Here is a 14,187-nt window from a genome sequence, read left to right on the forward strand (position 1 = left end):
GTCAGGCCAAGACGTGCCCGGCAGGCGGACCGACCTTCTCTACGCGATACACGCAATACAAAGCGTCCTGTTGCAACTGCCGAATGACTTCCTCAGGCACCTTACGGTAAGTCGCAGCACTCTCGGGCTGGAACAAGATTTCAGCGTAGCGCGCCACCAGCTCCCGACCCATATATTGGCTAATACGGCGGGCGTTGCGAATGAACCCCCAGTGGCGCTTGGCGCTCTCATCGCTGATATCTAGAGCCTTGCAAAATACTTTGAAAGACTTTTCATCCTTCGATGCATGAGGCCGCGTGTCACCTTCTGGTTTCAACGCCAGCCAGTAGTACACGCGTGCTGGACTGCAATTTGCAGCCCACGGATCAATTTCTATCATCTTCGCGTGGATAGCACGTGCGAGAAATGAGCGTTTTGTCTCCTTGAACAGAAGGTCACAGCGCGTTTGGACATCATCGTGATAGAGCTTGAGCAGCATGCGCACGGGGTCCACAACTGAACTGAAGCCATCACCATTGAGTCTCAGAGAAGATTCGATCTTCGCCCGAAGCTCATCACTCATATCGAATATGAAATCGCCGGAATGAATAGCACCGGCCGGAGCTCGTCGGAATGGAGGGTCCTCATCAAGATCGAAGCGGTAAACCCACCCCGATGCATAAGCGTGGCCACCGTTTTCCAACTCATACTTGTAGTAGGTCTGCTCACTACCCGCGCTAAGTTGTCCGTCACTATGGAATTTAAATGTCATCGACATCTCATAGAGTTTCCCGATGGCAATCGGATTCGGGACGTCTTTGAGCCGACGTTCTAACTCCTGAGCTAACAGGCCAATGCGTCCTCGATAAGGCTTGAATGCCTCGAGCCCCTTCATATCTTCGAGGGTCTTCAATGTCGACTCAGCTTGACGATAGGCAACTAGAATTGCTGTACCGTGCGGCGCGTCTGGATGTGTAAGAAGAACTCGCAGCACGTCGGGACTCATGCCAATAAAAATGAAGTGTTTCCCCTTCTGGTCCTCGGTTAAGGTCTCGGCCACCGACGACAAGGTATGCCATTCCAAACTCGCCTCCACTACAGGCCAGTCAGCGCCAAGCTTCCGCTGTAGGAAGCGGTGCACCAACAATACGTAGTTTTTACCAGGCAGGACGAGAGATATCGACTGGCGCCTGACCACCGCATGTTTTTGTATCTCTGCGAGCAATCGAGAGGCCATGGGTGTTGCATCACTCCAGTCATCAATAAGCTCCTCGGCCCGACGTATCCCTTTCTCTAATTGGGCGCGCGCATTGTTGAGCTCGCCGGTAGCAAGGACTTGCTTCAGAGCCAGGCTGACCGGGGTCCAGGCGTTCAACTGACTGCTGAAGTCGGCACCACCGGCTTCGGTCGAAGCCGCTGTGAGATCCGAATAACCTGCTGGCATGTTTGATAACCGAAGGATATACCTGCATGCGTCGATCAATGCCTGGTACGCGGGACTTTCCTCGCCGCCGGTCAACGCCGTCAACCCTTGGAACGCGAGGGCGACCTGGGAAGCATCCCTGTCTACAATGCTGACTTTGAAATTCGAATTGCTACGTTGGTCAGCCCTCCAGGCTTCGTCTACAGGATTTGCGGACAGAAGCGAATCTTGTGCTTCCGCAAGCCATACCTTGGTAACGGGGGGCAGTTTGAGGCCAAGCAATCGTGCTCGCAGCACGAAAAATGTCTTTGGGTCATCTGTCACAATCACTGCGCCAACGTCGCTAAGGCCGTTCTGGAACGAAGCCTGCAAAAAATCAGGAATGCGGCTGACAGCGTTGTAATTAGTTTGCAATGCAGTGTGAGTCGCGTCCAACAGCAGTATTTCTGGGCGACCTGAATTACGTAGGCCCGGCGCGCCGAGGGCGGTTTGCCAAGCCTCTTTATTCGCCGTGTGGTGAAGCACCATGAGTGCTCCGGGTGCCCTTTCGGGCGTACCCCACTCTTGACCAACCTTTTGCTTCAGGTTTCGTCGATTTGAAGGACCGTCCACCTTGCGCAACGTGCGCTCAAGTGGATGCTCGACTGTCGTGGTCCAGAGCTGCTTCCTTGGGTCGAAGACGAAAGTTGGAACCAATTCCGCGAGGGACGGATTGGGTAATTCTGGATGCTGAAAGTGGAGGTCGTTCAGAGCTTCAAGGGCCGCCAAAAATGCGGGCGACGAAGTGCACGCAGTAGACTCGGTTTGCCCGTTTTGCCGAGCCCAAAGGGAGCGAAAAAAGACACTCAATTGCACCCTATCTGCCAGCACACCGTTTAACGCAGCTTTGGACGAATGTGTACCTGGCCATAAGAGAGTCCGCATGCCCCGAAGGTCCTTGGCAAAAATGCGCTCTAGGTTTGCCATCGCGTGCAGTAGTGTCAGTGAGGTCAACTTTGCCGGCCAAACGAGGCAGAGAGTCACACCCCCAAGGTCCGCCGCCTCCAGTAGTGTGCTCACTAGACTTTTCGTCCAGGGCTGGAGAAATACTTTCTCGTTTGTCGTTCGTGAGTTGAGTTCGAGCTGTGCACTCCCGGCCCGGACCAACGCCCACGGACGCCTCATTCGTATTGTTGGTTCGGGCGGAGCCGGCGGTGCGGACACAACTTTTGCCGCCTTTTTCTTGGCGGGCAATTGCGTCGAATTGACTGGGCGGGCCGCGAGCTTCCGGGCTCGCTCAACAAGCTTTTCACGAGATTTCGCTTGGTCGGCTTGACGATCGGTGAACGATTTGAATGGTCGCATCTGTCAAGCCCGAGCTGGGCCGCCTCCTGAGTTCAACGTCCGTTAGCAACGCCAAAAGACTGGGCTGCAGCTTCTTCCATAGAATTGCCCTTGGCCAGGGCCACTTTCAGATCGCGCGGGTTTGGCAGTGCCAATTGATTGAGCTCGAAGACCGAAACGTTCGTCGCGCCCGAGATGCATCTGAAATAGCGATCAATTGCATGCGTACTGAGGAGCTTGGCAAGCTTGCTAGGTGATAGCTCGGGATTGTCGACCACTTGCTCGACTATAACGACATGGTTTTCTCCGATGAACCCTCCAAACGTTGCAAGAACGCTCGGGGAGACAGCCGCTGCGACCAATCTGCGGGGCTGGTCGTTTGAAGTGACCCGCTGTATGACCACACTTGGAGCAGTCACCACCGAGGAATGCGTTTTCTGGCCAACGTCGATGAAGCTCGGCTCTCCCTGAGTTGCATTCGCCCCCCCCAGTTGCACGGTACGAGCGACGGAAATATCCCGCGACCATAGTAAAGGGATCGGAGCGTGCGCTTTGGCCTTCTTGGCTTTCTTTAAAGATTCGTACTTTGGCCGCCTGTCTCTGTTCCAGACGTATGCACCAATTCGTACTCTGTAACCGTAGTCCGAAAGCCTGAATTCTGAGAGTGTGGCGACCTTAAGGAGCTCAACGTCGCCCACAGATCGTGGGATGGGCCAGACTTTACCTGCATTGGGAAGAACACATTCCCCTACATTCTTGTACTTGCCAGTCCCCGAGACGACGGAGACGTTGGCACGCGTAGTGGCGCGGTCCTCTTCGACACGTCGCCGCAATATCGTTAGCGCCGTCTCCTGCTCGACGTCTATGAAGACGCCAAATCGGTCACTTACCATTCCGACGTGGGCGATATCGGTGTGGCGCATAAGAAACCTACGTAACCGACCGAATTGCTTTCCGGACAAGAAGCTTGTGGGCGTAACCATCGCTGCGTAGCCACCAATGCGAAGCAGGTTGACGCAAAGTGCGATGAAGAGACCGTAAAGATTCGGCTGGGCATCAATCACTTCTCCGTAGGCAACACGAAGCGGCCGAAGCTCTTCAGCTGACATCTTTCGGTAGGGAGGATTACAGACGACCACGTCAATCTTGCCCAGCCGAGACCCAAGGTTTGTCAGAGAATTGACATGTTGAATCTTGAAGGTTGGCGCGTAGCCCGTCTTCTTGATTTCATCGTTTAATGCCATGCACAGGAAATGCCGGGATAGCTCACATAGCGTCTTATTCAAATCCGTGCCGTAGAGGTTCGCCTCGATGTGCTTCAGCAATCGGATAGGCGTTGCACCTTTGGCCAGCAGCGCGCTCCGCATGCGCAACGCGATAGGCGCAAGAAAAGCTGCGCCCCCACACGCTGGATCAAAGAAGGACTGGCTTCCGAAATCGACGCCCTGTTCACCTAAGTCATCCAGCAATCCCTTGGTCAGAGATGTTGGTGTGAAGAACATCGCCAGCTCTTTGCGATACGCATCTTCCGACAACATTGCGTAGACTGAGCTGAGCCAATAAGTTGCCTCTAGAAAATCAAGCTGACAAAGTAGCTTGACGAAGGCTATGGCCTCGGGATCTGCGGCGAACGCTTTAGAGAAGGGCAGACTAAGAGGTCGAACTGATGAGTAAGCAATGTCACACCACGCTTTTAACAGCGTTCCTACAGCACAAGATGCACTGCACTTTCGGCGCCTAGCTGCTTCCCCGAGCATCCGAATGCGCCGCTTGATCGCAAGTTTTGAGTGCGATGTTGTCAAGACGCCGCTCGATCGCTACCCGGCTCGGACGGCACATAGATAGCTGATATCCATTCTTCGACCATCGGGCGCCTTCCTGGTGGGCCTCTGCGGGAGCAGTGGGTGCCATCCTAAGCTATTTCTATCGACTTCTCGAACTCTAGCCCAGCATTGTTTGCCTTTGGGCTGAGGGCACGCATTCACGACCTGCGTGCGGACAGGAAGAAGTGCCGCCATCGCAAACAGCACGTCCTTTCGCCTGCGGACGTTACAGAACTCCATTCCTAAATCCTCGCTAGAAAGACGAACTTCGCCAGATCACCTCAAGCGGCTGGATCTGTCCAGAGTTTGTAGATTGCGCGAGACTCTAAAGGGTCGCCCGACTGAGACGCCGAAAGGCAGATTGCCCCATTTTCGGCTGTAACTATCTTTAGCTTTCCTAAACCATAGATCCGTTCCAAGTAGAGCGGGTCATCACGTCCGTGCAGAAGTATTTTGACACTCCACGGTCTAGGGCCGCGACAAAGCGAAGCATCTGGTCTAACCGGTCCCGGAGATCCGCAACACTGAAGCCGGGCGGCACCTTACCTTCATGCGCTATGTTCGTCCGAAGGTCGTTCAATGACGTGAGAATCAATTCACTATTCATCTTGCCGGCGGCACTCACCACTGCCCAAATTTTCTTCACGCCTAGCCTTTTAAAGAGTTGTGGCAGATTCTTGGGGGAAGGATACTTTTTCTTCTCAAGGAAATCAGCGGTGTCAACGACTGTTGTTATCGGACCACCAGCACCCCAAGCAGCAATCTTTCGTGCCGTTTGTGCAACCCTCTCTAAGATGGCCCCCTCATCCTCGCTAGTGCTGAACTTCCGATAATCAGCACCTAAATTTTCACCTTTGTGCAGAAGATAGGCCAACATGAGGTCTGGCCATTTATCGAACGTCGGACTTGATGCGTTTACTGCAGAGAGTGAATCTTCCACGAAACTCTTGATATAGACCTCAAGTTGGCTGAAGGCAAATACATAGTAAGCGCCCAGTAAGCGCGTACCACCTGCACCACCATTTTTTTTAGCAAATTTGTACAGAGGTACAAGCTCTTTAAGTGCTTGGTCGATCTGTAATTCAAATTCTCGGCGAGCACGGCTGCGCTGGTAGGTCATATGCTTTTAAGAAGACTGGCAACCTTATGGATGCGCCCCTGAAGAGCTGCTTTATCGCTAGTTGCCAATGTGACACTTCTCCCGAATTCGGCGTTTTCCTGCAGCTCTTCATACTTGGCTCGAACTTTTTCCTTGTTGGCGAGGAGTGTGTTGAACCTCGTTGGCGTGAGTTTGGAGCACGCCACCATCTGCGCGTCGAAAACTGCGGCGTTGAAACGCGACCTGCCGTCTCTTGAGAACGTGAACGTATAAGGACCAAAGAGTTGAACGGCGCGCTTGTGAGCGCGTCGAATGTTTTCGCTCAGCTCTTTAAGATCAGCCTCATCGGGATTCCGGTTCGTTTCCGCATAGTTCGAAATGAAGGAAGCGAGCGGCTTCTCGTACGCCCCGATGCTCTCGCTCAAGGCCCAGTAACGGACGACTAGCTCCTCAGCCTTCATGCGCTTGTCCTTGCGGGCACTGAAGTGACCATCGAGCTTGAGTTCCTTAGCAACGGCAGAAGCTGCTTTAAGGAGGGTCCCATAATAGAGACCATGCCTTAGCTCTTGCCGTGTCAATGCAACCGCGCCAGAGTTCAAACGTTCGAACACGTCGAATTTGACCTGAGGGTGGGTCTCCTTGAGGATGACAGTGCAGCGCAGAGCTCTATTACCAATATGCCGCTGAAATCGCTTGTCGAGCTGAGAGTATTTGAGCCCGGCTAGTTCTGGATAACTTGTGAGACCGGACAGAGGAAATGCATCTTCAACAAACCGCTTAAGGCTGTTGAGCCTCTGGTTGCCGTCGATGACTGAGAACGTCTCATCGCGCTCTTGGTTCATATAGATGACGGGAATAGGGCATTGGATAATGAGAGATTCAACAAGCCTTGAAGCTTGACGGTCGCTCCAAACGTAGCGCCGCTGAAACTCAGGGATGGTGACCTCTTTTTTATCCATCATACCAACCAGTGTCGACACCGAAAAATCGTACTGCTCAGTGCGTAGGATGCGCCTTTCGGGAGGAATTGAAAGAATGGCCTCTTCAAACTCATCCTCAAGTTCGACAGGGAACAATGCGTCTGCAAGGGACTCTTGATCTTGACTCAAAATCTTCTTGGTGGCCATACCACTCCTCTCGCCGTGCAGTGTGACGGAAATATCTCAAACCTAAGCAGATTAGCGCACAGCTAAAAATCCCGGTTCGCCTGAACATGCCACCAAACGCAATAGCTCCGAATGAGCAATACGCGTCGCTTTCAGCAAAGCTGCAATTTAGCACGACTCCAGGGCGGGTCTCCGCCGAAGTGCACAAGGCGCTTGTTGGTTTGCTTTTTCCGCATCGATGCAGCGGAGACTGCTCAGTAGGTGCATTTCACGGCTAACGAGCCGACGTGATAGATGGTGACACTAGATCTGCCCCACTGACCGCACCAGGTGACGTGCGCACGCAGGTGCGTGCACGGATGCACAGAAATGAATCCCCCCAAGAAGGAGCGCTATCTGCGGGCCGATACAGTGAAAACGCCTTAGTTGGACCCTAATGAACTATTCGGGCAGCCTTCGCGGCCAAAGTCATGAAAAGCCCACCACTGGAATCCAGTTGAGAGTAACGGTGCAGTTGGGATCACTATTATTTGCGACCTAGACAAATTTCTAGGCCAGTTGGAACTTCTATTACGGAGTTGGCATCTCTATTAGGTCTCACCACCAACTACGCTTTCATTTGGTCGGGGTCACTCCACCGTCACCGATTTGGCGAGATTGCGTGGCTGGTCGACGTCGGTGCCGCGCAGCACGGCGACGTGGTAGGCGAGCAACTGCAGCGGCACGGTGAACACGGCCGGGGCGATGAAACTGCCGCCGGACTCCACTCGCAGCATGGTGCCGTAGTGGGCCATGTCATCCATGCCGGCGGCACCGTCTGCGAACACGATGAGGCGACCGCCGCGGGCGCGAACTTCCTGCAGATTGGATTTGAGCTTGTCCAGCAGCGGGCCGTTCGGGGCTACTGCCACGACGGGCATGTCTTCATCGACCAACGCCAGCGGCCCATGTTTGAGCTCACCGGCCGGATACGCCTCAGCGTGGATGTAGGAGATTTCCTTGAGCTTGAGCGAACCTTCCAGTGCCACCGGATAATGTGCGCCGCGGCCGAGGAATAGTGCGTGCTGGCGATGGATGAACTCGGCCGCCAGTTCGATGATCGCTGGCTCCAGTTTCAATGCATTCTCGATGGCGCGCGGCAGGTGCTGCAACTCCTCGCACAGCGCGGCGTAGCGTTGCGGATCAAGGCCATTGGAACGCGCCAGCTCCAGCGTCAGCAGTGCCAGGCCGGCCAGCTGGGTGGTGAATGCCTTGGTCGAAGCGACGCCGATCTCCGGGCCGGCACGGGTCATCAGTTTCAGATCCGCCTCACGCACCAGCGAGGATTCCGGCACGTTGCAGATCGCCAGCGTGCCGAGATAACCGCGGCGACGCGATTCGCGCAACGCCGCCAGCGTGTCGGCCGTTTCGCCCGACTGAGAAATCGCGACGAACAGCGTGTCCGTAGGCACTACCGCTTCGCGGTAACGGTACTCGCTGGCCACTTCCACGCTGACCGGCAAGCGCGCGTATTCCTCGATCCAGTACTTCGCAACGAGACCCGCGTGATAGCTGGTGCCGCAGGCAATGATGTGCAGGGCACGCGTGCGCTGCAGCAGGACATGGCTGTCGATACCGAAGATATTCGGCAGCACGCCGTGCGGCCCGATGCGCGCTTCCAGAGTATTGGCGACGGCGTGCGGCTGCTCGAAAATTTCCTTCTGCATGTAGTGCCGATATTCGCCACGCTCGACGGCATCGGAGGAAAGTTCGCTCTCGTGCACGGCGCGCTCGACCGGATGGCCATCGAGGCCATACACGTGCACGCTGTCGCGGGTAATCTCGACGACGTCGCCTTCGTCGAGATAAATCATTTTGTTGGTGACCTGGATCAGCGCTTGCGCATCCGAGCCGAGGAAGTTTTCACCAATGCCCACGCCGACCAGAAGCGGAGCACCGCGGCGCGCACCCACCACACGGCCCGGTTCGTCGCGGCTGATCACGGCGATGGCGTAGGCCCCTTCCAGTTCGCGCACGGTGGCCAGCACCGCCTCGCGCAGCTTCAGGCCCTGGCCGATACGCTCGTCAATCAGCGCCGCCATGACCTCGGTGTCGGTTTCGGAGGTAAAGACGTAGCCACGTGCCTGTAGCTCGGCGCGCAGGCTGGCGTGATTTTCGATGATGCCGTTGTGCACGATCGCCACGCGGCCTGCTACATGCGGATGTGCGTTTGCTTCGTTCGGCACGCCGTGCGTGGCCCAGCGAGTGTGCGCAATACCGGTGCCACCGGGGAACGGGTCGGCGAGGTAGAGCGCCTCCATTTCCCGCACCTTGCCCTTGGCCCGCACGCGCTGGATCACGCCGTGATTGAGCACGGCCACGCCGGACGAATCATAGCCGCGGTATTCCAGTGCCTTGAGACCGACAATCAGCAGCGGCGCGACATCCCGCTGAGCGGTGGCAGCAACAATTCCACACATTGGCAGAGCTCCTCATGATGGAGGCGGAGCTCCAGGCTCCGTCACAGACGGTGATCTTGCCGAACCTGCATTACTGCAGGCTTTCATGGACTGGCAGTTCGCGTTCGCGACCGACGCGACCGGAATGTGCTGCTTAGTTCACCTTGCGGCGCAAATAGTTCAACAGATCAATGCGGGTGATCAGGCCAAGGAACTGCTCGCCATCAACCACGATCGCCACATGTCCGCGCTCGAACACCGGCAGCAGCGCCTCGATCGGCTCGCTCACCGAGAGCATCTGCAGGTTGCTCATCATGGCGGTGGAAACGGGGTCGCGGAAGCGCGTCTCGTCGGCATGCACATGCATCAGCACATCGGACTCATCGACAATGCCGACCAGCTTGTGGCCATCGATCACCGGCAGCTGCGAAACGTCATAGAGTTTCATGCGCGTATACGCGGTGATCAGCAATTCGTTCGGACCGATTACCACGGTGTCGCGTTGGGCGAACGGACGCAGCAGCAGATCACGCAAGTCACCGTGCGGTTCGCGTTCGAGGAAGCCGTTGTCGAGCATCCAGTAGTCGTTGTACATCTTGGACAGATATTTATTGCCGGTGTCGCAGACCAGCGTCACGACGCGTTTGGGACTGGTTTGTTCACGACAGTATTTCAGCGCCGCCGCCACCAGCGTGCCGGTGGACGAACCACCCAGCATGCCCTCTTTCGCCAGCAGCTCGCGGGCGGTGAGGAAGCTCTCCTTGTCGGAGATTGCGTAGGCTTTCTTCACTCGCGAGAAGTCGCTGATGCTGGGCAGGAAATCCTCGCCGATACCTTCGACCATCCAGCTCGCGGACTTGGTCGAGAGCGTGCCCTCGTTGATGTACTGGGTGAGGATAGAACCGACGGGATCGGCCAGTACGATCTCGGTCGCCGGCGAGTGCTCGGCGAAATACTGCGACAGTCCGGTCATGGTGCCGGAGGAGCCACAGCCGACCACGATCGCGTCGACCTTGCCGTCCATCTGCTCGAGGATTTCCGGCCCGGTGGTGGCGATGTGCGCGGCCGGGTTGTCCGGGTTGCCGAACTGGTTGATGAAATAGGCGCCCGGCGTTTCCCGCGCAATGCGCTCGGCCATGTCCTGGTAGTACTCCGGGTGCCCCTTCGCAACGTCTGAGCGGGTCAGCACGACCTCGGCGCCCATCGCCTTGAGGTTGAAGATCTTCTCGCGGCTCATCTTGTCGGGCACCACCAGGATCAGGCGGTAGCCTTTCTGCTGCGCGACCAGCGCCAGGCCCAGGCCGGTGTTGCCGGCGGTGCCTTCAACCAGGGTATCGCCCGGCTTGATCTTGCCGACCTTCTCGGCACCCTCGATCATCGAAAGCCCGATGCGGTCCTTGATCGAACCACCGGGGTTGGCGCTCTCGAGCTTGAGAAACAACTCGCACAGCCCGGTATCGAGACGCTGCGCGCGTACCATCGGGGTACGTCCGATCAGTTCAAGAACACTCTGGTGGACCGTCATGGTGACTCCGTTGGATGGGACGCAAGTGATGCCTGCACCGCATCACCTGACTAGAGCGCCATGATAGCCGAGCCATCCAGCTACCGGTTCTGCAGGTGCTTACCCGAATAATTCAGGGCCGAACGTGCTGCGGCCCCGGCTCCCCTCCGATGAAGACAGGAAGGGGCCGGGGCCGCCATTCACATGAAACCGCAGCTTCAGTGGGTGCGATGCGCCCGATCCGCCCACATGCGTTCCAATCGCGCTTTGGCGACCAGCTTCTCTTTCTTCATGCTGGCCAGGGTCATATCGTCGATGGGAAGCACGCCGATGTCGGCGTCGTGCACTTTGCTGTCGAGTTGCTTGTGATGTTGATAGAGCCGGCGGAATTCGGCATCGGCATTCATCAATGCCTCGACATCCTCGCGCTGCTGGTTTTCAAACATGATCGGACCTCCTCGCAGTTGAACTTGCGGGCGCCGTGACATCGGTCACCCGCACACAGTTGAACGCATGCACACACCCACGACCCACGCCCGAATCTCGGTACGCAGGTGGGGAAAGTAAACGTGGGAATGGGGCATGGTTCAGATCAATGACCCACGAAGCAGGAATGCCTCGTGGGGCTTTGACGCTACTCCGCCGATCAGAGTGGTGCAAGTCCGTTGAAGGCTCTTTTCCGTGTGAGTGAAACACCGGTTAAAAACCTGTCAAAACAGTATTTTAGATTGCCGCCAGCGAATCCACGACATCGCCGCTGGAACCACGGCGATCGATGCGTGGCGCCGGCTGCGGCTTGTGTCGGCATCGGTCGGGGCACCGTCGCCGATGCCTCGCACATGGATGGACTTCAGTGTCCGTTGCCGGGTGTCAGTGCCCAGACGATGTCGAGCTGCCGTCCTGCATCTGTGACCGCATGGCCTTGGCAGCTTTCGCGGCCAGCGCTGCCTCTTGACGGGCAGCCTTGGCTACCTTGGCCTGGGCTGCTGCCAGCTTCTTCGCCTGGTCTGCTTCGGCACGTGCCTGGTCGGTCGCCAGCTGCCCCTCTTGCTGCAGGCGTGCGGCTTCCTCTTGCGCCATCTGGTTCTGCAGGCGCTGGCGCTCGAGTTGCAGTTGCGCCATTTGAGTGTCACGCCGGCTGTTTTCGAGCAGGATCTGATCGTGCTCGCGGTCGAGCTGGGTCAGCTTGACCTGGGCATCCTGCAGTTGCGCGGCGGTCTTGGCCAGATCCACCCGCCTTTCGGCCAGATACAGATCCAGCTCACGATCATGCTTGCTTGCCTGCGCCAACCGGTTGATGGCGTCGCGTGCGCGCGCCTGCTCCGCCTGCGCATAGCTGCCCAGGACAGGGTCGCTGGCGAGCTGGTCGAGGCTACTGGTCAGGCGGCTGATGTCGATATCGTCTTTGCGCGCATGCGCGGTTCCGACAACGCCCAGCGCCAGTGCGATCGCGGCGAAAGTGACAGTGAATCGCTTCATGGCTGGCCCCCCTGGGTGCTTGAGCTGGAGGTTGGCTGCTGATTGTTTTCAGGTACGGTCTCGAAGCCACCACCACCCGGCGGCGGGGCGGACAAGGTGGACGAAGCCGGTGCCGGCATGTCCTGCGTGGGCTGTGCCGGTTGCGCACTGGAAGACGCGCTCGGCGGAACCGCTGGCTGTTGCTGCAACTGCTGCAGCGCCGCCTCAGCCTGCTCGCCCTGTTCTCGCAACTGCCCATTGTCCCGCAGCCGGCCCTGGATCTGCGCTCGCGCAGCACCGAGTCGGGCCTTGGACTGCGCCAGTTCGGCGTCCGCGCGCGACTCCTCGGCCAAATCAGACGCATCGGCATACTTGCGATCAGCCATCGCCGCCTGCGCCTGCTGGAACTTGTCCTGCGCGAAGCCCAGGTCGACCGGCGCGTAGTCCGCCGCCCCGGCATCGCGCGCCGCCTGCAGCTGGGCCTGCGCCAGATTCATCGAGGCATCGGGCGGGGGCACCGTGGCGCAGCCGCCAAGCGCCAAGGTCAGGGCCACTACCAGCCCCAAAGTGGCCGTAGCCATACGGATGCGACCAAAAGAGCTGGTCAGCGGCGAAAAGATGTGCACCATCACATTCCTCATAGAGTGTCGCGACGTATTGTGGGCGGGCATAATCCATCATTGCAACGTGCATCGAAACTGGGGACACACGTGGACATCGGTTACTTCCTCAAGCTTATGGTAGACAAAGGCGCGTCGGACATGTTCCTGACGACCGGCGCCCCGGTAAACATCAAGGTCGAGGGCAAGCTATATCCACTGGGCAACACTGGCCTCCCCGGTGGCATGGTCAAAAAGATCGCCTACTCGCTGATGGACGAAGGCCAGGTACCGCAGTTCGAGCGCAACCTCGAACTCAACATGGCACTCGCCGTGAAGGAAACCGGCCGCTTCCGCATCAACGTGTTCAAGCAGCGCGGCGAAGTGGGCATGGTGATCCGCGCGATCAAGAGCGAGATCCCCAGTATCGAGCAATTGCAGCTGCCCACCATCTTCCGCGATCTGATCATGGAGCCTCGCGGGCTGATCCTGGTAGTGGGCGCCACCGGCTCGGGCAAGTCGACCACGCTGGCGGCGATGATCGACCAGCGCAATCGCCACACGGCTGGCCATATCCTCACCATCGAGGATCCGATCGAATACCTGCACCGGCACAAGAAGTCGATCGTCAACCAGCGCGAGGTGGGGCTGGACACGCACAGTTATCACGAGGCGCTGAAAAACGCGATGCGCGAGGCGCCGGACGTGATCATGATCGGCGAAATCCGCGACACCGACACGATGGAGGCGGCAATCGCGTTCTCCGAAACCGGCCATCTATGCCTGGCCACGCTGCACTCCAACAATTCCGATCAGACGCTGGAGCGCATCCTCAACTTCTTCCCGGAATCGGCGCACAAGAACGTGCTGATGAACCTGGCACTGAACCTGCGCGCGGTGATCAGCCAGCGCCTGGTGATCGGCAAGGACGGTCGCCGCATTCCCGCGGCCGAAGTGCTGCTGAATACCCCGCTGATTCGCGACATGATCCGCCGCGGGCAGATCCACGAGATCAAGGAAGCGATGGATCGCAGCCTGCAGGAAGGCATGCAGACGTTCGACCAGTCACTGTACCGGCTGTACAAGGATGGCCGCGTGGAACTGGAAGAAGCACTCAGCAAGTCCGACTCGCGCGACGGCCTGGCCTTGAAGATCCGGCTTGCCGAAGGCGGCTCCGATGACCAGGAACTGGTCGCCGACCCGTACGGCATAGGCTTCTAGTTTCACGACTGGCGCCCCGAAGGAGCGCGGCCCTGGATCAAGTCAGGGGCAGGCTCGGTGCGCGATGCTCTTGTGGGAGCGACTTCAGTCGCGATGCTTTTGATGTGGTGCTACGGGAAAGCATCGCGACTGAAGTCGCTTGTATGTTTGACGGCGGCGAGTCAGAAAGGGCTTGCCGGGGTGGAGGGACCTTAGCCGCATCTGGCCGTAGGCA

At 57.7% G+C, this 14,187-nt stretch carries 10 protein-coding genes; 1 reads left to right on the forward strand and 9 read right to left on the reverse strand.

Features of this window, described 5'->3' with window-relative positions:
- Position 1: 1 nt before the first annotated feature.
- The 9 genes from HDE77_RS09360 to HDE77_RS09400 all read right to left on the reverse strand — a co-directional run bounded on the left by HDE77_RS09360 (position 2) and on the right by HDE77_RS09400 (position 12,782).
- Complete coding sequence (locus HDE77_RS09360; protein WP_184416994.1) at positions 2-2,461, reverse strand: hypothetical protein; 2,460 nt, start codon at positions 2,459-2,461, stop codon at positions 2-4.
- A gap of 317 nt (positions 2,462-2,778) precedes the next feature.
- Positions 2,779-4,263, reverse strand: a complete 1,485-nt coding sequence (locus HDE77_RS09365) for an N-6 DNA methylase (protein ID WP_221444197.1) — start codon at positions 4,261-4,263, stop codon at positions 2,779-2,781.
- Between the two features lie 682 nt (positions 4,264-4,945).
- Positions 4,946-5,668, reverse strand: a complete 723-nt coding sequence (locus HDE77_RS09370; RefSeq protein WP_184416995.1) for a HEPN domain-containing protein — start codon at positions 5,666-5,668, stop codon at positions 4,946-4,948.
- Positions 5,665-6,774, reverse strand: coding sequence for a DUF262 domain-containing protein (locus HDE77_RS09375; RefSeq protein ID WP_184416997.1), 1,110 nt, complete (start codon positions 6,772-6,774; stop codon positions 5,665-5,667). Before HDE77_RS09375 ends, HDE77_RS09370 begins: the two co-directional genes overlap by 4 nt.
- Before the next feature lie 608 nt (positions 6,775-7,382).
- Positions 7,383-9,212: a glutamine--fructose-6-phosphate transaminase (isomerizing) gene (glmS, locus tag HDE77_RS09380; protein ID WP_184416998.1), complete on the reverse strand. Its 1,830-nt coding sequence runs from the start codon at positions 9,210-9,212 to the stop codon at positions 7,383-7,385.
- A 133-nt stretch (positions 9,213-9,345) separates the two neighbouring features.
- Positions 9,346-10,716: a pyridoxal-phosphate dependent enzyme gene (locus HDE77_RS09385; protein WP_184417004.1), complete on the reverse strand. Its 1,371-nt coding sequence runs from the start codon at positions 10,714-10,716 to the stop codon at positions 9,346-9,348.
- A gap of 197 nt (positions 10,717-10,913) precedes the next feature.
- The gene (locus tag HDE77_RS09390) at positions 10,914-11,141 is read right to left on the reverse strand and encodes a YdcH family protein (RefSeq protein ID WP_184417005.1); all 228 of its coding nucleotides are present in this window, start codon (positions 11,139-11,141) and stop codon (positions 10,914-10,916) included.
- Between the two features lie 424 nt (positions 11,142-11,565).
- A complete protein-coding gene (locus tag HDE77_RS09395; protein WP_184417006.1) occupies positions 11,566-12,174 on the reverse strand; it encodes a hypothetical protein in 609 nt (202 codons plus the stop codon).
- Positions 12,171-12,782 (reverse strand): DUF4398 domain-containing protein, encoded by a 612-nt coding sequence (locus HDE77_RS09400; protein WP_184417008.1) that lies wholly within the window; start codon positions 12,780-12,782, stop codon positions 12,171-12,173. Before HDE77_RS09400 ends, HDE77_RS09395 begins: the two co-directional genes overlap by 4 nt.
- A 108-nt stretch (positions 12,783-12,890) precedes the next feature.
- On the opposite strand from HDE77_RS09400, the gene HDE77_RS09405 reads away from it, so the two are divergent.
- Positions 12,891-13,973, forward strand: coding sequence for a PilT/PilU family type 4a pilus ATPase (locus HDE77_RS09405; protein ID WP_184417058.1), 1,083 nt, complete (start codon positions 12,891-12,893; stop codon positions 13,971-13,973).
- Positions 13,974-14,187: the final 214 nt, after the last annotated feature.

The organism is Rhodanobacter sp. MP7CTX1, from assembly GCF_014205795.1.
Classification (GTDB): Bacteria; Pseudomonadota; Gammaproteobacteria; order Xanthomonadales; family Rhodanobacteraceae; genus Rhodanobacter.

What these genes read in the sequence shown, in the direction of transcription:
- HDE77_RS09385 (WP_184417004.1), bottom strand. Translation starts at nt 10,716, where the DNA reads ATGACGGTCCACCAGAGTGTTCTTGAACTGATCGGACGTACCCCGATG.
- HDE77_RS09395 (WP_184417006.1), bottom strand. Translation starts at nt 12,174, where the DNA reads ATGAAGCGATTCACTGTCACTTTCGCCGCGATCGCACTGGCGCTGGGC.
- HDE77_RS09365 (WP_221444197.1), bottom strand. Translation starts at nt 4,263, where the DNA reads ATGTTGTCGGAAGATGCGTATCGCAAAGAGCTGGCGATGTTCTTCACA.
- glmS (WP_184416998.1), bottom strand. Translation starts at nt 9,212, where the DNA reads ATGTGTGGAATTGTTGCTGCCACCGCTCAGCGGGATGTCGCGCCGCTG.
- HDE77_RS09375 (WP_184416997.1), bottom strand. Translation starts at nt 6,774, where the DNA reads ATGGCCACCAAGAAGATTTTGAGTCAAGATCAAGAGTCCCTTGCAGAC.
- HDE77_RS09400 (WP_184417008.1), bottom strand. Translation starts at nt 12,782, where the DNA reads ATGGTGCACATCTTTTCGCCGCTGACCAGCTCTTTTGGTCGCATCCGT.
- HDE77_RS09390 (WP_184417005.1), bottom strand. Translation starts at nt 11,141, where the DNA reads ATGTTTGAAAACCAGCAGCGCGAGGATGTCGAGGCATTGATGAATGCC.
- HDE77_RS09405 (WP_184417058.1), top strand. Translation starts at nt 12,891, where the DNA reads ATGGTAGACAAAGGCGCGTCGGACATGTTCCTGACGACCGGCGCCCCG.
- HDE77_RS09370 (WP_184416995.1), bottom strand. Translation starts at nt 5,668, where the DNA reads ATGACCTACCAGCGCAGCCGTGCTCGCCGAGAATTTGAATTACAGATC.